Below are 18315 nucleotides of genomic sequence, written 5' to 3'. Positions count from 1 at the left end.
GTTCTCGCGGTAACCCCTCGCGGCAGGGGCTGTCAGTGGGACGAAGTAGTCTTGATGCCATGCCCGAACGCCGTACCGTCGCACTTGTCACCCTTGGCTGCGCCCGTAACGAGGTGGACTCGGAGGAGCTCGCAGGCCGCTTGGAGGCGGACGGCTGGGAGCTCGTCGAGGACGCCGACGCAGCCGATGTCGCCGTCGTGAACACCTGTGGCTTCGTGGAGGCCGCGAAGAAGGACTCCGTCGACGCCCTGCTGGAAGCCAATGACCTCAAGGGTCATGGCAGAACGCAGGCGGTGGTCGCGGTCGGCTGCATGGCTGAGCGCTACGGCAAGGAGCTCGCCGAGGCGCTGCCCGAGGCCGACGGTGTGCTCGGTTTCGACGACTACGAGGACATCTCCGGCCGCCTCCAGACGATCCTGTCCGGGGGCAGTGTGGAGGCGCACGCCCCGCGCGACCGCCGCAAGCTGCTGCCGATCAGCCCGGCCGAGCGCCAGGAGGCGGGCGCCGGGATCGCGCTTCCGGGGCACGCCCCGACGGATCTTCCCGAGGGTCTCGCGCCCGCGTCCGGGCCGCGTGCCCCGCTGCGGCGCCGGCTCGACGGCAACCCGGTCGCGTCCGTGAAGCTGGCGTCCGGCTGCGACCGGCGGTGCTCGTTCTGCGCCATCCCGTCGTTCCGTGGCTCCTTCATCTCGCGCCGCCCCAGCGACGTACTGAACGAGACGCGCTGGCTCGCCGAGCAGGGCGTCAAGGAGATCATGCTGGTCTCCGAGAACAACACATCGTACGGCAAGGACCTGGGCGACATCCGGCTCCTGGAGTCGCTGCTGCCCGAGCTGGCCGGGGTCGACGGCATCGAGCGCGTGCGGGTCAGCTACCTCCAGCCCGCCGAGATGCGGCCGGGCCTGATCGACGTACTGACGGGGACCGAGAAGGTCGCCCCGTACTTCGACCTCTCCTTCCAGCACTCGGCGCCCGGCGTGCTGCGCGCGATGCGGCGCTTCGGTGACACCGACCGCTTCCTGGAGCTGCTCGACACCATTCGGTCCAAGGCACCGCAGGCAGGTGTCCGGTCGAACTTCATCGTGGGCTTCCCCGGCGAGAGCGAGTCCGACTACGCGGAGCTGGAGCGGTTCCTGAACGGGGCGCGGCTCGACGCCATCGGTGTGTTCGGCTACTCCGACGAGGAGGGCACGGAAGCCGCCACGTACGACACGAAGCTCGACGAGGACGTGGTCGCGCAGCGCCTCGCGCGCCTGTCCCGGCTCGCCGAGCAGCTGGTGTCGCAGCGCGCGGAGGAGCGCCTGGGCGAGACCGTGCAGGTGCTCGTCGAGTCCGTCGACGAGGAGGACGGCGTCGTCGGGCGCGGTGCCCACCAGGCCCCCGAGACCGACGGACAGGTGCGTCTCACGAGCGGCGCCGGTCTGACGATCGGCCGTATGGTCGAGGCAAAGGTGGTCGGCACCGAAGGTGTCGATCTCGTGGCCGAGCCGCTGGAGATCGCTGAGGAGGCGGACAGATGACCGGAGTCCCGGCGTCCGCTGCGGGCGGGACCGGCAGGCCTTCGCCCGGAGGCAAGCTGGGCACTGCGGCCGTCAATCAGGCGAGCCTGTGGAACATCGCCAACATCCTGACCATGATCCGGCTCCTTCTGGTGCCGGGTTTCGTGGCGCTCATGCTGGCCGGCGGCGGGTACGACCCGGCGTGGCGGGCCTGGGCCTGGGCGGCGTTCGCCGTTGCCATGATCACGGATGTTTTCGACGGGCATTTGGCGCGTTCGTACAACCTGGTCACCGATTTCGGAAAGATCGCCGACCCCATCGCCGACAAAGCGATCATGGGTGCCGCGCTGATCTGTCTGTCGTCCCTCGGTGATCTTCCGTGGTGGGTGACCGGCGTGATTCTCGGGCGTGAGCTCGGGATCACGCTGCTGCGTTTCATCGTCATTCGGTACGGGGTCATTCCCGCCAGCCGTGGCGGAAAGCTGAAGACGCTCGCGCAGGGCACGGCCGTCGGGATGTACATCCTGGCGCTGACCGGGCCGCTCGCGACGCTGCGCTGGTGGGTCATGGCGGTCGCCGTCGCACTCACGGTGGTGACCGGGCTCGACTACGTGCGGCAGGCCGTCGTGCTGCGCCGCGCGGGGCTCACCGAATCGAAGGCCGCGGCGCGGGCGTCGGCGGAGGCTGCCGAGAAGTGACGTACGAGGCGGTCGAGGCGCTGCGCCTGTTGACGGAGCGGGGGGAGACCCTCGCCGTCGCGGAGTCGCTCACGGGCGGTCTGGTGGCCGCGGAGCTCGTGGCGGTGCCAGGAGCCTCGAAGGCCTTCCGCGGGTCCGTCACGGCGTACGCGACCGAGCTCAAGCACCGGCTGCTCGGCGTCGACGCCGATCTGCTCGCCGCCTACGGGCCCGTGCACCCCGAGGTCGCGCTGGCCATGGCGGCCGGTGTGCGGGAGGCGCTGGGCGCGGACTGGGGCGTCGCCACGACCGGAGTCGCGGGCCCCGAGCCGCAGGACGGACAGCCGGTCGGGACCGTGTATGTGGCCGCGGTCGGGCCGGGAACTGATCGTTCCGAGCCTGCGGCCGATTTCGCTGGTAGCCACAAAGTCGTCGCCCTGCGGTTGAACGGCGCTCGGACGGAAATCCGTATGGAGAGTGTACGGAGCGTGCTCGGACTGCTCGTCGAAGAGCTGGTCGGAGCGCATTTCGGCGAACGTACTGGGAAAGCGCGGGCACAGGATACGGAACAGAACGGGGGGTTTTGATGTTTGCAGCCCTGAGTGAACACGACATCGCTCCCCGCACGGCCGCGGCACAAGGCGGTACGGTGGGGCGAGAAGGATGCGGCTACGCGGTCCGAGGAGGGAGCCACCGATGATTCTGCTCCGTCGCCTGCTGGGTGACGTGCTGCGTCGGCAGCGCCAGCGCCAGGGCCGTACTCTGCGCGAAGTCTCCTCGTCCGCCCGAGTCTCGCTCGGCTATCTCTCCGAGGTGGAGCGGGGGCAGAAGGAGGCTTCCTCCGAGCTGCTCTCCGCGATCTGCGACGCGCTTGACGTACGGATGTCCGAGCTGATGCGCGAGGTGAGCGATGAGCTCGCTCTCGCCGAGCTGGCCGAGTCGGCAGCAGCCGTCCCGTCGGAGCCGGTGCCCGCACCGGTTCGTCCGATGCTCAATTCCGTCTCCGTGGCCGGTGTCCCGCCGGAACGTGTGACGATCAAGGCGCCTGCGGAGGCTGTGGACGTCGTAGCGGCGTAGCGCCTGCGCGCTCAGTGTGCTGAGCCCAGCTTGAATGTGGGGAGAGCCCCGGCCGAGATGATCGGCCGGGGCTCTCTGCTGCGCGCTTCCTGCTGCGCGCTTTCTGCTGGGCGCGTTCGCGTGGCGTGAGGGGGTGGGCGTGGGGTGCCGCGTGGGGCCGGTCTTGATGTGTCCGGAATAGTCCGTGTGTGCCATTGTTGATGGTGGTTTCGATACGGAGGTGACGTATGTACGTCGTGAAGAGCCCGCTGCCGGATGCGGACCTGAAGACTGTGGCCGAGGCGCTCCAGGGCGCCCTGGTGGACCTGGTGGACCTGTCCCTTGTGGCGAAGCAGGTGCACTGGAACGTGGTCGGTCCGCGGTTCCGGTCGGTGCACCTTCAGCTCGACGAGGTGGTGGACACCGCGCGGGCGCATTCGGACACGGTGGCCGAGCGGGCCTCGACGCTGGGCGTCCCGCCCGACGGCCGCGCGAAGACCGTGGCGGACACCAGTGGCGTGGGCGTGGCCCCCGACGGCTGGGTGAAGGACACGGACGCGGTGGGGACGCTCGTGGACGCGCTCGGCGCGGTCATCGCGCGGATGCGCGAGCGGGTCGACGCGACTGGTGAGGCGGACCCCGTGAGCCAGGACATATTCATCGGGATCACGGCCGACCTCGAGAAGCATCACTGGATGTTCCAGGCGGAGAACCGGGGCTGACGTCCCCGGCTCCCGCGAGTGATGCCCACGGACCGGGGCAGATTGGCTGTGGTCCGTGGTCCCGAAGGTCGTCGGGCGGAGGTGAGCGGTCGGTGGCGTGGGCTGGGTGGCGGGTGCTCCGGTGGGCGCCGGCCGTCGTGTGCGGGGCGCTGTGGTGGTGGGGCGCCCTGCGGCTCGCCTTCGCGCCGGACGCCGGGGTGTTCGAAGGGGCGGTCGTCGCCGGCGGCTGGGGTCTGAGCCTGTTGCCCGTGCACGCGCTGCCGAAGTCACGGGCGGCCGGGGTCGCGGGAGCGCCGGGGTCGCACGGCGCGCGCCGCGTGCGGACGCGAGCCGTGCGCGCCGGGCGCGATGTCGCGGGCGGTGTGCGGCGGGATGTCACCAGGGCATGGCGACGCCTCCGTTCGGGCGGAGGATCTGGCCCGTCGTGAACGACGCGGCGTCCGAGGCGAGGTGCAGCACCGCGTGCGCGATGTCCTCGGACGCGCCGACCCGGCCGAGCGGCGACATTCGCACCATCAGCGCCTCGGTGTGGGCCTGGGCGCTCTCGTCGTGGCGGGTCGTCATCGGCGTACGGATCCAGCCCGGCGCCACCGCGTTGACGCGGATGCCGTGCGGGCCGACCTCCGTGGCCAGCGTCTTCGTGAGCTGGACGACGGCGGCCTTCGCCGCGCCGTAGCAGAGCAGCCCCGGACCGCCGGTGTCGATCGCGCCGGAGGCCATCGTGACGATGCTGCCGCGGGTGCCGGCCGCGATCATGGTGCGCGCCGCCTCCTGGCACGCGTACAGCACGCCCTTGAAGTTGATCGCGAGTACGCGGTCCAGGTCCTCGTCGCGGGTCTCCAGGACCGGGCTGTTGTGCATGACCCCGGCGATGGCCGCCATGATGTCGAGTCCGCCCGAGGTGGTGGTCGCGGTCGCGACGGCCTCCGTGATGTGGGCGCGGTCGGACACGTCGACGGTGTGGGTGTGGGCCGTGCCGCCGCTCTCCTTGATGAGGGCCGCCGTCTCGTGCAGGCCCTGCGTGTCGCGGTCGGCGCAGTGGACGGTGGCTCCCGCCTGCGCGAGGAGGGTCGCCGAGGCGCGGCCGATGCCGCTCGCCGCGCCGGTGACGAATGCGGTGCGTCCGGTGAGGTCGTACGCGGTGACGGGCATGCAGGGACCGTACGAGGTTTTCTGACGGGGCGTCAATTGTCGTGCGGTGGTTGTATTTGGCGGCTGTGAGGGGGCGGGCTGAGGGGGGCGTGAGGGTCGGCTACGTCGTGGGGGCCGGGCCCTGTTGGCAGCTGGGGCACCAGTACGTGGGGCGCTCGCGGGAGCCGTCGCCCTGGTCGGCCGTGCGGATGGGGGTGCCGCAGCGCAGGCAGGGGCGATGCGAGCGGCCGTAGACGTAGTGGCGTTCGTCGGGGCGGGGGCGGCCGGTGGTGACGCGAGCCGGACGGTCGCGGTTCGCTTCGAGCAGCTTCTTCGCGAGCAGTGGCAGACGGTCCGCCGTTCCGGCGGGCAGTTCGCCGACCGGGAGCCAGGGGGTGGCGCGCAGGAGGAAGCAGAGCTCGGACTTGTAGATGTTCCCGATGCCCGCGAGATTGCGCTGGTCGAGGAGGGCCTCGCCGAGCGCTCGCGCGGGGTCGGCGAGGAGATTGCGCAGCGCGGTGTCCGGGTCCCAGTCCGGTCCGAGGAGGTCGGGACCCAGATGGCCGACGGCCTTGGACTCCTCCGTGGTGCGCAGCAGTTCCAGGACCGGGAGCCGGTAGCCGACCGCGGTGCGGGACTCATTGCCGAGGATCGCGCGGATCTGGTGGGCCGGGCCGCCGCGCCAGCGCTCGCCCGGCGCGTAGATCTTCCACGAGCCGTCCATCCGCAGATGCGAGTGGAGGGTGAGGCCGCCCTCGATCCGCGTCAGCAGATGCTTGCCGCGCGGGGTGACGTCCAGGACCGCGCGGCCGGTGAGGTCCGCCGTGGCGAACCGGGGGACACGCAGGTCGGAGCGGGTGAGTACCTGGCCCGCGAGGGCGTCGTGCAGCCGCTTCGCCGCCTGCGCGACCGTGTCTCCTTCGGGCATGGCGTCCAGCGTAGGGCGCCATCCGGGTGTGCGCTGCGGTGCGCGGCGCCTGCCTCACGCGCGCAGGCGCAGGCCGCGCGGTGTCGCGTGGAATCCGGCTCCTTCCAGGAGAGGTGCGTACGGGGAGGTGAGCGCGGACTCGGTGTTGACGCGCTCGACCGTGATGGTGCCGAGGGCGCCGGACCGGGCCGCCTCGGCGAGTGCCCGGGCGGCTGCGGGCAGACGGGGGTCCTCCGCGAGCTGGGCGGGGGTGAGCGCTGGGCTCGGCGGGTGCGATCCGGCCGCGGTACCGGCCGCCTCGGGGGCCGGCGCGGCGTGCGCCGGGTCGGAGGCGGGCCAGGCCAGGAGTGTCTTGCCGCCGCGCTCCATGTAGAGCGTCAGCTCGCCGTCGACCAGCACCACAAGGGAGCCCGCCTTGCGGCCCGGCTTGTGCCCGGGCTTCTGGCCCGCGCCGGTGGGGGGATCGGGCCAGGGCAGGGCGGCCCCGTACGCGTTGGCCGGATCGGCCGCCGCCAGGACGAGGGCGCGCGGTGCGGTGGCCCTGCCCTTGGCCGCGGCGGTGTCGGGCGAGGAGTACGGGTCCGGGGGAGGGGCGCCGCGCTCCTGCGCGTTGGCCGCCGCGCGCAGGCGGTCCACGGCGCCGTCCATCGCGAACTGCGCCGCGCCGAGGCCCTCCACGACGTAGCCGCGCCGCGCCTGTCCGCTCTCCTCGAAGACCGACAGGACCCGGTACGTCGCCGAGAAACCGCCCTCGACGCCTTCGGCGGCGACCGCGCCCCGCGTGACCACTCCGTGGCGGTCGAGGAGGGTGCGGGCCAGGGTGTGGGCGCGCACCGTCGGGTCGGATTCCTGGGCGGGCAGCAGCGACCAGCGCCCCGCGACCGTGGGGGGACCGGTGCGCGACGTGGGCCGGGCGCCCGCCGTGAGGCCTCCGTAGCGGCCGCGCGGCACCGTTCTGCGGGCCCGGTGCGCGGTGGAGCCCGCGGTGCGGCCGGAGCCGAGGACGGCACGCATCGGGGCCAGCGTGTCGTTCGTGAGGCGGCCCGACCAGGCCAGCTCCCAGATCGTGTCGGCCAGTTGCGGGTCGGTGGCCTCGGGGTGCGTGGTGGCCCGTACCTGGTCGGCGATCTGGCGGAAGAACAAGCCGTAGCCGCCGGAGAGGGCGTCCAGGACCGACTGGTGGAGCGGGGCGAGCTCCAAGGGGTGCGGGGGCGGCAGGAGCAGCGGGGCGGTGTCGGCCAGGTAGAGGCTGACCCAGCCGTCCTTGCCGGGCAGCGAACCCGCTCCGGCCCACAACACCTCGCCGGAAGCGGTGAGTTCGTCGAGGAGCGCGGGTGCGTAGCCGGAGACGCGTGAGGGCAGGACGAGCTTCTCCAGGGCGGAGGCGGGTACCGAGGCGCCCTGGAGCTGTTCGACCGCCCGCACCAGGCCGTCGATACCGCGCAGGCCGTGCCCGCCCACGTGCTGCCACTGGGGCAGGAACTGGGCGAGCGCCGCGGGCGGCACCGGCTCCAGCTCATGGCGCAGCGCGGCCAGTGAGCGGCGGCGCAGCCTGCGCAGGACCGTGGCGTCGCACCACTCCTGGCCGATGCCCGCCGGGTGGAACTCGCCCTGTACCACTCGGCCGCCCGCGGCCAGGCGGTGGAGCGCGCCCTCCGTCACTGCCGCGCCGAGGCCGAAGCGGGCCGCCGCTTGCGTGGAGGTGAAGGGGCCGTGCGCGCGGGCGAAGCGGGCCAGCAGATCGCCCAGTGGGTCCTTGACCGGCTCCGTGAAGGCCTCGGGGACGCCCACCGGCAGCGCCGTGCCGAGGGCGTCGCGCAGGCGGCCCGCGTCCTCGATCGCCGCCCAGTGGTCGGTGCCCGCGATCCGCACGCGGATGGCGCGACGCGAGCCCGCGAGATCCTCGGCCCAGCCCGGCTCGGCGCCCCGCTCGGCCAACTCCTCGTCCGTGAGCGGTCCGAGGAGGCGCAGCAGGTCCGCGACGCCCTCGGCGTCCTTGATGCGGCGGTCCTCCGTACGCCACTGCAGCTCCTGCTCCAGCTCGGCCAGCACGTCCGCATCGAGCAGCTCGCGCAGCTCGGCCTGGCCGAGGAGCTCGGCGAGCAGCCGGGAGTCCAGGGACAGCGCGGCCGCGCGGCGCTCGGCCAGCGGGGAGTCGCCCTCGTACAGGAACTGCGCCACGTAACCGAACAGCAGCGAGCGGGCGAAGGGGGAGGCCTCCGGGGTGGTGACCTCGACGAGGCGGACCTTGCGGGACTCGATGTCACCCATCAGCTCGGCGAGGCCCGGTACGTCGAAGACGTCCTGGAGGCACTCGCGCACCGCTTCCAGGACGATGGGGAACGAGCCGAATTCGCTCGCCACCTGCAGCAGTTGGGACGCGCGCTGACGCTGCTGCCACAGCGGGGTGCGCTTGCCGGGATTGCGGCGGGGCAGCAGCAGCGCGCGGGCGGCGCACTCGCGAAAGCGCGAGGCGAACAGCGCCGAGCCGCCCACCTGGTCGGTGACGATCTGGTCCACGTCACCCTTGTCGAAGGCGACGTCGGCCGCGCCGATGGGCGCCTGCTCGTCGTCGTACTCCATGCCCGGCTTGGCGGGTTCCTGGTCGAGGAGGTCCAGGCCCATCAGGTCGGCGTCCGGCAGGCGCAGCACGATCCCGTCGTCGGCGTGCATCACCTGGGCGTCCATGCCGTACTTCTCACTGAGCCGGGCGCCGAGGGCGAGCGCCCACGGGGCGTGCACCTGGGCCCCGAACGGCGAGTGGACGACGACCCGCCAGTCGCCCAGCTCGTCGCGGAACCGCTCGACCACGATCGTGCGGTCGTCCGGAATGTGGCCGCAGGCCTCACGCTGCTCGGCGAGGTACGACAGGACGTTGTTCGCCGCCCACTCGTCGAGTCCCGCCGACGCGAGACGCACGCGCGCGTCGTCGGGCTTCTGGGAGCCGACCTCGCGCAGGAACGCGCCCAGCGCCCGGCCCAGCTCGAGCGGTCGGCCGAGCTGGTCGCCCTTCCAGAAGGGGAGGCGGCCGGGGACTCCGGGGGCGGGCGAGACGAGGACGCGGTCGCGCGTGATGTCCTCGATGCGCCAGGAGCTCGTGCCGAGTGTGAACACGTCCCCGACGCGGGACTCGTAGACCATCTCCTCGTCGAGCTCACCGACCCGGCCGCCGCCCTTCTTGGGGTCGGCTCCCGCGAGGAAGACACCGAAGAGGCCGCGGTCGGGGATCGTGCCTCCGGAGGTGACGGCGAGGCGCTGTGCTCCGGGGCGGCCCGTGACCGTGCCGGCGACGCGGTCCCAGACGACGCGCGGGCGCAGCTCGGCGAAGGCGTCGGAAGGGTAGCGGCCCGCCAGCATGTCGAGCACGCCCGTGAACGCGGACTCGGGCAGCGAGGCGAAGGGGGCCGCACGGCGGACCAGGGCCAGAAGGTCGTCGACCTGCCAGGTGTCGAGAGCCGTCAGCGCGACCAGCTGCTGGGCGAGCACGTCCAGCGGGTTCGCCGGGAGGCGCAGGGATTCGATGGCACCGGAGCGCATGCGCTCGGTCACGACCGCCGACTGCACCAGGTCGCCGCGGTACTTCGGGAACACGACGCCCGTGGACACCGCGCCCACCTGGTGGCCCGCGCGGCCGACGCGCTGCAGCCCTGATGCCACGGACGGGGGCGACTCCACCTGGACGACGAGGTCGACCGCGCCCATGTCGATGCCCAGCTCCAGGCTCGACGTGGCGACGACGGCGGGGAGCCGGCCCGCCTTCAGGTCCTCCTCGACCAGTGCGCGCTGCTCCTTGGAGACCGATCCGTGGTGGGCACGCGCGATGACCGGGGGAGCGCCCTTGGCAGCGCCCGATTCCGCCATCAGCTCGGCCGGGGAGTGGTCCTCGGGAAGGGGCTCGCCGGTGGCGCGCTCGTAGGCGATCTCATTCAGGCGGTTGCACAGTCGCTCGGCCAGGCGGCGGGAGTTGGCGAACACGATCGTCGAGCGGTGGGACTCGATCAGGTCGGTGATCCGCTCCTCCACGGAGGGCCAGATCGAGGGGCGCTCGGCTCCCTGGTCGGAATCGGCGACCGGGGAGCCGCCGAGCTCGCCGAGGTCTTCCACGGGGACGACCACCGACAGGTCGAACTCCTTGCCGGACGGCGGCTGGACCACCTCCACCCGGCGCTGCGGCGAGAGATAGCGCGCCACCTCGTCGACCGGCCGGACCGTCGCGGACAGGCCGATGCGGCGGGCCGGGCGGGGCAGCAGCTCGTCAAGACGCTCCAGGGAGAGGGCAAGGTGGGCGCCGCGCTTGGTGCCCGCCACGGCGTGAACCTCGTCCAGGATCACCGTGTCGATGCCCGCCAGCGCGTCGCGCGTGGCCGACGTCAGCATCAGGAACAGTGACTCGGGGGTCGTGATCAGGATGTCCGGCGGGCGGGTGGCCAGCGCGCGACGCTCGGCGGGCGGGGTGTCGCCGGAGCGGATGCCGACCTTCACTTCCGGCTCCGGCAGGCCGAGGCGGACCGCCTCCTGGCGGATTCCGGTCAGCGGGCTGCGCAGATTGCGCTCCACGTCCACCGCGAGGGCCTTGAGCGGGGACACGTACAGCACCCGGCAGCGCTTCTTGGGGTCGGCCGGCGGCGGCGTCGACGCGAGCTGGTCGAGCGCGGCGAGGAACGCGGCGAGCGTCTTGCCCGAGCCCGTCGGCGCGACGACCAGCACGTCGGAACCCTCGCCGATCGCCTTCCACGCCCCGGCCTGCGCGGCCGTGGGCGCGGAGAAGGCCCCCGTGAACCAACCGCGGGTCGCGGGGGAGAAGCCGCTGAGGGCCTGCGAGGCGCTGTGGGCCCCTTGCCTGGACCTGACCATGCCCCCATCCTGCACCCCGCCACTGACAATGGCGGTGACCTGCGGAAACGGGTGGTTCGCCGAGGGGGACCTGGCGCAGAATGAGGTCATGTCACGGACGGCGGGGAAGGGCGAATGGGCGCGGCACTGGCGCTATGAGCAGCTGCCGGGGCTCGACCTGCTGCGCGCCCGGTACGTCCGGCACACCTTCCCGCGCCACAGTCACGACGGCTTCGTGATCGGCGCGGTCACCCGTGGGATCGAGTCCATCGGCCTGCCCGACGGGACGCTACACGCGGGCCCCGGAACCGTGGTCATGCTCAATCCGGAAGTCGCGCACACGGCGCGGGCGGGCGGCCCCGACGGCTGGGCGTACGCCACGCTCTACCCGTCCCCGGAGGTCGTCGCCGAGATCGCCGCGGAGACCGGCACGGTGCGCGGCACCGCGGTCTTCGGCGAGGCGATCGTCACCGACCCACAGGCCTCGCAGATGGTCAACGAGGTGCACCGGGCGGCCGAGCAGGGCAACGCGCTGGCGGCCGACAGCCTCCTCAGGGTCGTCCTCGCCCGGCTGTTGCGGGCCCATGGGACCACTCCAGCGGATCGACCCCGGCTCTCCGCGGGGGCCACGGCCGCGGACCGCGCGCGGCAGCTCCTCGAAGAGCGCCTGGCGGACCCGCCGTCCCTGGAGGCCCTCGCGGCCGAGCTCGGCACCAGCCCCTTCGCGCTGCTCCGGGCCTTTCGCGACGCGTACGGGATGCCGCCGCACACCTGGCTCACCAACGCGCGGGTGCGCATGGCACGGCGGCTCCTTGAGGCGGGGACGGCGCCCGCCGACGCCGCCGTGACCCTCGGCTTCACCGACCAGCCGCACCTGAACCGGCACTTCACCCGGATCGTCGGGGTGCCGCCGGGCGCGTACCAGCGCGAGCGCAAGAACGTACAAGAACCGGACGCGCCCCTCCTCGTACCGTGCGAGGCGTGGCAGACAAGACAGCATCCACCGACATACGCCGAGCAGAGGCGGGCCCTCCCGAACCGCAGCAGCTGACCGAGCACCCGCCGGGGGCCGAGCACCCGCCCGGAACCGGGCACCTCGACGCGGCGGACAAGCCGGACGCCGCCGTCGTCCGGGACGCGCTCGGCGTCGGCGTCGCGGTGGGCCTCTCCGGATTCGCCTTCGGAGTGACCTCGGCGGGCAGCGGACTCAGCGTCCTGCAGACCTGCGCGCTCAGCCTTCTCGTCTTCACGGGGGCTTCGCAGTTCGCGCTGGTCGGGGCGCTCGCGGCCGGCGGCAACCCGCTCACCGCCGCCGCGGGGGCGTTCTTCCTGGGCGTGCGCAACGCGTTCTACGGGCTGCGCCTCTCCCAGTTGCTCGCCCTCCCGCGCGTGGTGCGGCCGTTCGCCGCGCACTGGGTCATCGACGAGACGTCGGCCGTCGCGCTCGCCCAACCGACGCGGCGCAGCGTGCGGCTCGGCTTCACCGTCACCGGGATCTCCCTGTACGTCCTGTGGAACCTCACCACGCTGCTCGGCGCCCTGGGCGCCAAGGCCATCGGCGACACCGACGCCTGGGGGCTCGACGCGGCCGGGCCCGCGGTGTTCCTGGCGCTGCTCGCGCCGATGCTGAAGAGCACCACGGAGCGGGCCGTCGCAGGGCTCGCCGTCGTCCTCATGCTCGGACTGCTGCCCGTACTGCCGGCCGGTGTGCCGGTGCTCGTGGCCGCCCTCGCGGCCCCGGCCGTGCTCTACGTAGAGGGGCGGCGCCGCCCGGCAGCGCCCGACGCACGACAAGGAGAAGACCGTTGAACATCTGGATCGCCATCGCGGTCACCGCGGTCGGCTGCTACGCCGTGAAACTGATCGGTCTGCTCGTGCCTGCGGGTGCCCTGGAGCGGCCCGTGGTGAAGCGTCTCTCCGCGCTGCTCCCTGTCGCCCTGCTGGCCGCCCTCACGGCGCAGCAGACCTTCGCGGACGGGCGCACGCTGGTCCTCGACGCCAGGGCGGCCGGGCTCGCCGCGGCCGCCGTCGCGCTCGTGCTGCGGGCACCGTTCCTGGTCGTGGTCGCGGTGGCCGTCGTGGGCACCGCCGGGATGCGGGCGCTCACGGGGTGACGTGCTGCGCGGGGAGGGCGGCAGGGGTCTCCGGGACACCGAGCCGCCCCGCCGTGCGCTCAGGGCGGCAGAAGACGGCCGCGAGGACACCGCCCACCACCAGGAGGGCCGCGGTCAGCAGCCAGCCGTGCTCGTAGCCCGCCGACACCGTGGAGGCGCCGTCGACCAGGCGTCCCAGAACGAACGGCGACACGATGCCCCCGAGGGCGTACACGCACGTCAACGCGCCCAGAACCGTGCCTCGTTGGACCGGGGGCGCGATACGGGAGCAGGCCGTCGCCGCGACCGTGAGCATCACCATGGCGAGCGCCATCGGCCCCAGCATCATCGGCACCTTCACAGCCTGCGCATCGGACAGGCCGAACAGCGCGGTCGCGCAGCCCGAGAGCACGACAAGAAGGCCCGCCCCCGCGCCCACAGGCAGACGGGGCTGCGTGCCCTTCAGGGCGGAGCGCCGCGCGAGCAGACCGTGCACCAGAAGGACGGCACCGTGGGCGACGGCCCCCGCGCCGACCATGGTGCTCGCCTGGTGCAGGTTCCAGCCCATGACGTTCTCCATGTAGTCCGGCGCCCAGGTGAGCGTCGCACTCATCGACCAGTAGGCGGCGAACGAGGCGAAGGCGGCGCTCAGGAACGTGGGCGACAACAGGATGCGGCGCAGCGGCACCGTGAGGCTGTCCTGCGACACCTGTCCCGTGTCCTTGCCGATGCCCGGGGCCAGCGGGCCTTCCCTGCCCCACAGGAGCCACACCGCCGCCCAGGCAAGGCCGACCAGGCCCACCGCGCCGAACGACCAGCGCCAGCCCCAGTGGGTGATCACCCAGCTCAGCGCGGGCGCGGCCACGGCGACCCCGGCCGCCGCGCCGACCAGCAGCAGCGCGGTAGGCAATGCCCGCTCACGCTGCGGGAACCAGCCGTGCACGTGATGCATCGCGACCGGCGACGCCGGCCCCTCGGCGGCGCCCAGCAGGACGCGGGTGGCCACCAGCACACCGAAGCCCGCCGCGCCCCACAGCATCGGCAGCTGCGCCGCCGACCACAGCAGGGCGAGGACCAGCAGCAACGGCGTCGTACGGACCCGCTTCGTGAGAGCGGACACTCCCAGGGCGGCCACCGAGAACAGCGCGAAGAACGCCGACTGCGCGGTGCCGAACTCCTGCCGGCTGATGCCGAAGTCCGCCCGGATCTCGGGACCCGCGAGCCCCAGAACCGCCTTGTCCGCGAAATTCACCACCATGAAGGCGAGGAGCAGCCACGTGGTGCGCCAGGCCCCGCGCATCAGCAGCAGCCGTCCTCGTCGTCGACCACGCCGACGCTGATCGCCCCTCCGGCCCGCTTGCGGCCCTCGGGGGAGCGCGTCAATTCGGTCGCCACGTCCGTGCCCTCGGCCACCGCGGCGGACTCGGCCGCCGCCCAGGCGAAGACTCCGCGCGCCATCGTCGAGGGCTCCCTGTCGGCGCGCTGGGCGTACACCTCGGCACGCGCGCGTGCCACCTCGGGATCCGTGGCCGCCGCCAGGGCCGCCGTCTCCGCCAGGTGCGAGGCGAGCCGTGTCTCGCCTGCCGCGAGTAGTTCCCGTGCCCGCTCGGCCAGCGCCACGGCGCCGCCCGCCGCCCGCGCGTACTCGGCCGCGACGGCCGCCTCCGGGGCCGGCTTGAGGTGCGCCGGGTTCTGGTCGTACCAGCCGCCCCACAGACGCCACAGGTTCCGGACGACGAACTCGGGCTCGTCGTAGGCGGGGTGGAGGTACGGGCGGGCCAGGAGCTCCTCGGGAACCTTCACCTCGTGGATGACCGTGTCGAGCCGGTGGCCCGCGTTCATCAGCTCCCGCGTCTGCTCGCAGAGCGACTCCAGAAGGCGTGCCGTGTCGTCCAGGGCGCGGTTCACCCGCTCGACGCCCAGGATGGGCACGCCGTGGCCCGGCAGCAGCACCTCGGCGCCCAGCTCCTGCATGGAGCGCAGGGCCCGCGCCCAGTCCTCGGGGTATCGCTGCACCTTCTGGGGGTTGCCCGCGTTCGGTGAGTTCCAGATGAACAGGTCGCCCGTGCACAGCGTCTTGAGTTCCGGCACCCACACGTAGGTGTGGTCGTCGGTCTCCCCGCGCGCGTGGACGAGCTCGAAGGTCAGCTCGCCGCGACGGAACGTCGTCCGGTCCCGGTAGACCGTGTCCGGGTAGCGGTACGTGGTGGGCCACTCCAGGGAGGGCACGCCGAACTGCCGCCGGTTGATCCACGAGTTGTAGCCGGCCGTTTGGATGTAGCGGTCGAAGCGTGCGGTCACGGCCTCGTGCGCCACCACTTCGGGGCGCGCTGTGCCGGTCTCCTTCGCTTCCTTGTCGAAGGGGAACACTCCGAAGACGTGATCCACGTGTCCGTGCGTGTACACCACGGAGCGCACCGGCCCCGCCCCGAACCCCTTGACCGCCGTGTGGAGTTGCGCCGCCGTACGGAAGTCGCCCGAATCGACGAGCACCGCACCGTCACCGGTGTCGAAGACGGACACGTTGGCGAAGGCGGGGAAGAAGCCGACCCGCGGGCTCAGCCGCACCAGCTCTTCCCCCGTGTAGGCGCCCGAGAGGTGCGGGAGCAGCGTCTCCGTCCCCTGCCAGACCCGGTCCGCGTAGGCGGCGTAGTCCGCCGGCTTCCGCCGTTCTGCGTCCGGGGCGGTGTTGTGCTCGGTCATGGGGGCGACTCCTCCGGGTACGTGCGGTGGTTCGGCTTTCCACCAGTCAAGGCGCCCGGAGAGGCCGGGAACAGCGTTTGGTGTCACACCCCGGTCGTCCCGCTGCTGTGACGCGTCACAATGGGCGCTCCGCAGTCGATACCGAGGGAGGACCCGTGCCGCTGTCCCCGGAAGCGCGCTCTCTCGCCGCGCGCTGCGAGCCGCGCGTCAACGAACTGGCGCGCCGCATGGCCAGGGAATCCTTCGAGGAACTGCCCGGCTACGCGGAGCTGCCGGACGACGTGAAGGACCTGGAGGTCGCGGCGACCGCCCGGTACGGCGTACGGCTGTTCCTGCGCCACGTCGGCGCCCCGGACACACAACTGCCGGGAAGCCATCGGCTGTTCCGCGAGAGGGCCGCCCAGCGCGCCGAGGAGGGCATGCCGCTGCACCTCCTGCTGCGCACCCACGCCCTCGGCTCGTACGTCCTGTGGCGGGCCCTGCGCGAAGCGGCCCGGCCCGGCGACGAGGCGGCCCTCGTCGAACTCGTCGACCTCCTGCTGCGGGCCCAGCCCGGAGTCGTCGGATCGGTCGCCGAGACCTACCTGGACGAGCGGTCCGCCCTGGAGGCCGAGAAGCACGCGCAGCAGCGGTCACTGGTGCGCGGACTGCTCGACGGGATGGTCCCGGCCGGACATGTGCTCCTCGACCAGCTCCGGCTCACCGGGCCCGCCCACGTGCTGGCGCTCGGCACGGACGCGGACCCGTCGGAGGGACCCGTCGCGGTGCGCCGCAGGCTGCGCCGTCTGCAGAGCGTCCTGGACCGCACCTTCGGCGCGGCCGTGCTCACCCTCCTGGACAGCGACGGAGGGCGTGTCGTCGTCCCGAAGGACGCCTCCCCGCCCGAAGACCTGCCGCACCAGCTGAGCCGGGCGTGCGGCCTGCCCGTGCGGGTGGCCACCGTGCGGGCGGAGAGCCCCGAACACATCCCCGAAGCGGCCCGCACGGCGACCGAGGTCCTGCGCATCACGCGCGCGTGCGGGCTGCCGCCCGGCCTGCACCGCCTTGACGACGTCCTGCTCGAGTACCACCTCTCCAGGCGCAACGAGAGCAGCCACCTCATCGCCGCCCTCCTCGACCCCGTCGCCGAGCGGCCGGAGCTTCTGGAGACGCTCCGCACGCACCTGGCCCACCAGCAGGACCGCAGGGCCACTGCCCGGGTGCTCGGGCTGCACCCGAACACGGTCGACAACCGGCTCGCGAAGATCACCGAATCGACCGGCATCGAACTCTCCTCACCGCGCGGCACGGCCCTCGCCATCGCGGCGCTGCTCCTTCGCGACGCGCAGGACTGAGCGGGACGCGGCACTACAGAGGATTCAGCGGACGCGGAACTACAGAGGGCTGATGGGTACGCGGCCCTGCACGCGGCTCTACAAGGGACGTCCGTAGGCGCGCAGTGTGCGCAGGGCATCGATGGTCACCATGGGGCGCGCCTCCATGGCGGTCGTCGGCGCCCACTGCCGCCAGTTGATCGGCCAGCCCCCGTCCTCCTGCTGCTCGCTCACCAGATGGTCGAGCGAGCGGGCCATCTCCTCGTCGGTGAACCAGGAGCGGGCCAGGGACTCGGGCGCCTTGGCGAAGTCGTACGGGAAGTGGTGCTCGTCCGGCGCGTAGCCGGGCGCCACCGGGTAGTCCTCCCTGCGCTCCGGGTCGAGCACCGCGAGCCGCTGCTCGCGCACGAGGCGACCGAGCCGGTCGGCGGCGACCCGCGCGCGCGGGCGGTCGGGCGCGCTGTCCAGGAAGGCGACCGCGGCCTGGACCTCGTACGGGTGGGACGTCTTCAGGGACTCGACGGCGGACCAGCAGAAGTCGGTGGCCCGGAACAGCCATGCGTGCCACACCTCATTGCGGTGCAACAGGCCGACAATGGGCCCGGTGGCCAGCAGTTCGCTCGGCGGGTCGTCCACGATCGGGACGAACGGGGCGCAGGGGTAGCCGCGTTGGCTGGGATGCACCGCCGGAAGCGCGCCTTCCGGGGTGGAGACGGCGGTCAGATAGCGGCACACCCGCTCCACGCGCTGTCCCGAGCACCGCCCGATCGTGTCCAGGACGCGCAGCGCGTGCCCGGTGTGCAGGGGCTGGCTGATCGGGCCGCGCAGGTCCGGTTCGAGGGCGTGCCCGTAGCCCTCGTCCGCGTTGCGGTACGCGGCGAGCGCCGTCTCCACGGCATCGGCCGCCGCGGGCGAGTTGTCCAGGAAGTGATAGGCGAAGCGGCGCTGTTCGAGGACGCGTGCGGTCAGCCAGACGAATGTCTCGGCACGGGAGAGCGGGGAGCGTGCCGGGGGCGACGGGGGGAGTGGGGAAGCTCCGGTTTCGGCCATGCATCGACCGTAGGACGGAAAGCGTTCTCGGCAAGGCACCCGAGCACGGCTGCCCTCCCAGGGCGGGATACTGGACCCATGCGGTTGACGGTCTTCTGGCAGCGAATGACGGATCATTTCGGATCCGGTTACTCCGACACGTTCGCGCGTGATCATGTGATGGCGGGTCTTGGCGGGCGAACGGTCCACCAGGCGCTCGACGACGGCTGGGAGGCCAAGGACGTCTGGCGGGTCGTGTGCACCACGATGGACGTACCGGACGAGAAGCGCTGAAGAGTGACGGAACGGGGGCGGCCGACGATTGTCGGCG

Annotated in this window: 16 protein-coding genes; 10 read left to right on the top strand and 6 right to left on the bottom strand. The window is 72.6% G+C overall.

Annotation, left to right across the window (positions count from 1 at the left end):
• Positions 1-59 precede the first annotated feature (59 nt).
• From rimO to ACY34M_RS12840, 5 genes are all read left to right on the top strand, one after another.
• Positions 60-1520, top strand: a complete 1461-nt coding sequence (gene rimO, locus ACY34M_RS12860) for a 30S ribosomal protein S12 methylthiotransferase RimO (RefSeq protein ID WP_462718559.1) — start codon at positions 60-62, stop codon at positions 1518-1520.
• Positions 1517-2197 (top strand): CDP-diacylglycerol--glycerol-3-phosphate 3-phosphatidyltransferase, encoded by a 681-nt coding sequence (gene pgsA, locus ACY34M_RS12855; RefSeq protein WP_462718558.1) that lies wholly within the window; start codon positions 1517-1519, stop codon positions 2195-2197. Before rimO ends, pgsA begins: the two co-directional genes overlap by 4 nt.
• Positions 2194-2763, top strand: coding sequence for a CinA family protein (locus tag ACY34M_RS12850; protein ID WP_462718557.1), 570 nt, complete (start codon positions 2194-2196; stop codon positions 2761-2763). The genes pgsA and ACY34M_RS12850 overlap by 4 nt, the downstream gene beginning before the upstream one ends.
• Positions 2764-2872: 109 nt before the next feature.
• Positions 2873-3253 carry a helix-turn-helix domain-containing protein gene (locus ACY34M_RS12845; protein WP_188336490.1) on the top strand — a complete coding sequence of 127 codons (381 nt, stop codon included), beginning with the start codon at positions 2873-2875 and terminating at the stop codon, positions 3251-3253.
• A 227-nt stretch (positions 3254-3480) separates the two neighbouring features.
• Complete coding sequence (locus ACY34M_RS12840; RefSeq protein ID WP_462718556.1) at positions 3481-3954, top strand: Dps family protein; 474 nt, start codon at positions 3481-3483, stop codon at positions 3952-3954.
• Between the two features lie 375 nt (positions 3955-4329).
• On the opposite strand, the gene ACY34M_RS12835 is transcribed toward ACY34M_RS12840, so the two are convergent.
• The 3 genes from ACY34M_RS12835 to ACY34M_RS12825 form a co-directional block, all read right to left on the bottom strand.
• Positions 4330-5106 carry an SDR family NAD(P)-dependent oxidoreductase gene (locus ACY34M_RS12835; RefSeq protein ID WP_462718555.1) on the bottom strand — a complete coding sequence of 259 codons (777 nt, stop codon included), beginning with the start codon at positions 5104-5106 and terminating at the stop codon, positions 4330-4332.
• Positions 5107-5206: 100 nt separating this feature from the next.
• Positions 5207-6013 (bottom strand): Fpg/Nei family DNA glycosylase, encoded by an 807-nt coding sequence (locus ACY34M_RS12830; RefSeq protein ID WP_462718554.1) that lies wholly within the window; start codon positions 6011-6013, stop codon positions 5207-5209.
• A gap of 54 nt (positions 6014-6067) precedes the next feature.
• Positions 6068-10867, bottom strand: coding sequence for an ATP-dependent helicase (locus ACY34M_RS12825; protein ID WP_462718553.1), 4800 nt, complete (start codon positions 10865-10867; stop codon positions 6068-6070).
• An 88-nt stretch (positions 10868-10955) separates the two neighbouring features.
• Here ACY34M_RS12825 and ACY34M_RS12820 point away from each other — a divergent pair, with 88 nt between their 5' ends.
• From ACY34M_RS12820 to ACY34M_RS12810, 3 genes are read left to right on the top strand one after another with little or no spacing between them, the layout of a single operon-like run.
• Positions 10956-11897, top strand: a complete 942-nt coding sequence (locus ACY34M_RS12820; RefSeq protein ID WP_462718552.1) for an AraC family ligand binding domain-containing protein — start codon at positions 10956-10958, stop codon at positions 11895-11897.
• A complete protein-coding gene (locus ACY34M_RS12815; protein WP_462718583.1) occupies positions 11894-12655 on the top strand; it encodes an AzlC family ABC transporter permease in 762 nt (253 codons plus the stop codon). Before ACY34M_RS12820 ends, ACY34M_RS12815 begins: the two co-directional genes overlap by 4 nt.
• The gene (locus ACY34M_RS12810; RefSeq protein WP_462718551.1) at positions 12652-12960 is read left to right on the top strand and encodes an AzlD domain-containing protein; all 309 of its coding nucleotides are present in this window, start codon (positions 12652-12654) and stop codon (positions 12958-12960) included. The genes ACY34M_RS12815 and ACY34M_RS12810 overlap by 4 nt, the downstream gene beginning before the upstream one ends.
• On the opposite strand, the gene ACY34M_RS12805 is transcribed toward ACY34M_RS12810, so the two are convergent.
• Together ACY34M_RS12805 and ACY34M_RS12800 are read right to left on the bottom strand one after the other, a co-directional pair.
• Positions 12950-14239, bottom strand: a complete 1290-nt coding sequence (locus tag ACY34M_RS12805) for an MFS transporter (RefSeq protein WP_462718550.1) — start codon at positions 14237-14239, stop codon at positions 12950-12952. The genes ACY34M_RS12810 and ACY34M_RS12805 overlap by 11 nt on opposite strands.
• Entirely contained in the window at positions 14239-15642 is a 1404-nt protein-coding gene (locus ACY34M_RS12800) for an alkyl sulfatase dimerization domain-containing protein (protein ID WP_462718549.1), read from the bottom strand. The genes ACY34M_RS12805 and ACY34M_RS12800 overlap by 1 nt, the downstream gene beginning before the upstream one ends.
• Positions 15643-15797: 155 nt before the next feature.
• Here ACY34M_RS12800 and ACY34M_RS12795 point away from each other — a divergent pair, with 155 nt between their 5' ends.
• Positions 15798-16976 (top strand): PucR family transcriptional regulator, encoded by a 1179-nt coding sequence (locus ACY34M_RS12795; protein ID WP_462718548.1) that lies wholly within the window; start codon positions 15798-15800, stop codon positions 16974-16976.
• Positions 16977-17054: 78 nt separating this feature from the next.
• Here the strand turns inward: ACY34M_RS12795 and ACY34M_RS12790 are convergent, their stop codons facing one another.
• Positions 17055-18005 (bottom strand): hypothetical protein, encoded by a 951-nt coding sequence (locus ACY34M_RS12790; RefSeq protein WP_462718547.1) that lies wholly within the window; start codon positions 18003-18005, stop codon positions 17055-17057.
• Positions 18006-18083: 78 nt separating this feature from the next.
• Here ACY34M_RS12790 and ACY34M_RS12785 point away from each other — a divergent pair, with 78 nt between their 5' ends.
• A complete protein-coding gene (locus ACY34M_RS12785; RefSeq protein WP_462718546.1) occupies positions 18084-18278 on the top strand; it encodes a DUF3046 domain-containing protein in 195 nt (64 codons plus the stop codon).
• The last annotated feature ends 37 nt before the right edge of the window (positions 18279-18315 follow it).

It is taken from the genome of Streptomyces sp. EDA2-14 (assembly GCF_054963755.1).
The sequence above is the reverse complement of the archived record's forward strand: the minus strand, read 5'-3'. Positions and strand labels throughout refer to the sequence as shown.

Excerpts from the sequence above, each read along its gene's own strand:
- rimO (WP_462718559.1), top strand. The coding sequence starts at position 60 with ATGCCCGAACGCCGTACCGTCGCACTTGTCACCCTTGGCTGCGCCCGT.
- pgsA (WP_462718558.1), top strand. The coding sequence starts at position 1,517 with ATGACCGGAGTCCCGGCGTCCGCTGCGGGCGGGACCGGCAGGCCTTCG.
- ACY34M_RS12845 (WP_188336490.1), top strand. The coding sequence starts at position 2,873 with ATGATTCTGCTCCGTCGCCTGCTGGGTGACGTGCTGCGTCGGCAGCGC.
- ACY34M_RS12840 (WP_462718556.1), top strand. The coding sequence starts at position 3,481 with ATGTACGTCGTGAAGAGCCCGCTGCCGGATGCGGACCTGAAGACTGTG.
- ACY34M_RS12835 (WP_462718555.1), bottom strand. The coding sequence starts at position 5,106 with ATGCCCGTCACCGCGTACGACCTCACCGGACGCACCGCATTCGTCACC.
- ACY34M_RS12830 (WP_462718554.1), bottom strand. The coding sequence starts at position 6,013 with ATGCCCGAAGGAGACACGGTCGCGCAGGCGGCGAAGCGGCTGCACGAC.
- ACY34M_RS12825 (WP_462718553.1), bottom strand. The coding sequence starts at position 10,867 with ATGGTCAGGTCCAGGCAAGGGGCCCACAGCGCCTCGCAGGCCCTCAGC.
- ACY34M_RS12820 (WP_462718552.1), top strand. The coding sequence starts at position 10,956 with ATGTCACGGACGGCGGGGAAGGGCGAATGGGCGCGGCACTGGCGCTAT.
- ACY34M_RS12805 (WP_462718550.1), bottom strand. The coding sequence starts at position 14,239 with ATGCGCGGGGCCTGGCGCACCACGTGGCTGCTCCTCGCCTTCATGGTG.
- ACY34M_RS12800 (WP_462718549.1), bottom strand. The coding sequence starts at position 15,642 with ATGACCGAGCACAACACCGCCCCGGACGCAGAACGGCGGAAGCCGGCG.
- ACY34M_RS12790 (WP_462718547.1), bottom strand. The coding sequence starts at position 18,005 with ATGGCCGAAACCGGAGCTTCCCCACTCCCCCCGTCGCCCCCGGCACGC.
- ACY34M_RS12785 (WP_462718546.1), top strand. The coding sequence starts at position 18,084 with ATGCGGTTGACGGTCTTCTGGCAGCGAATGACGGATCATTTCGGATCC.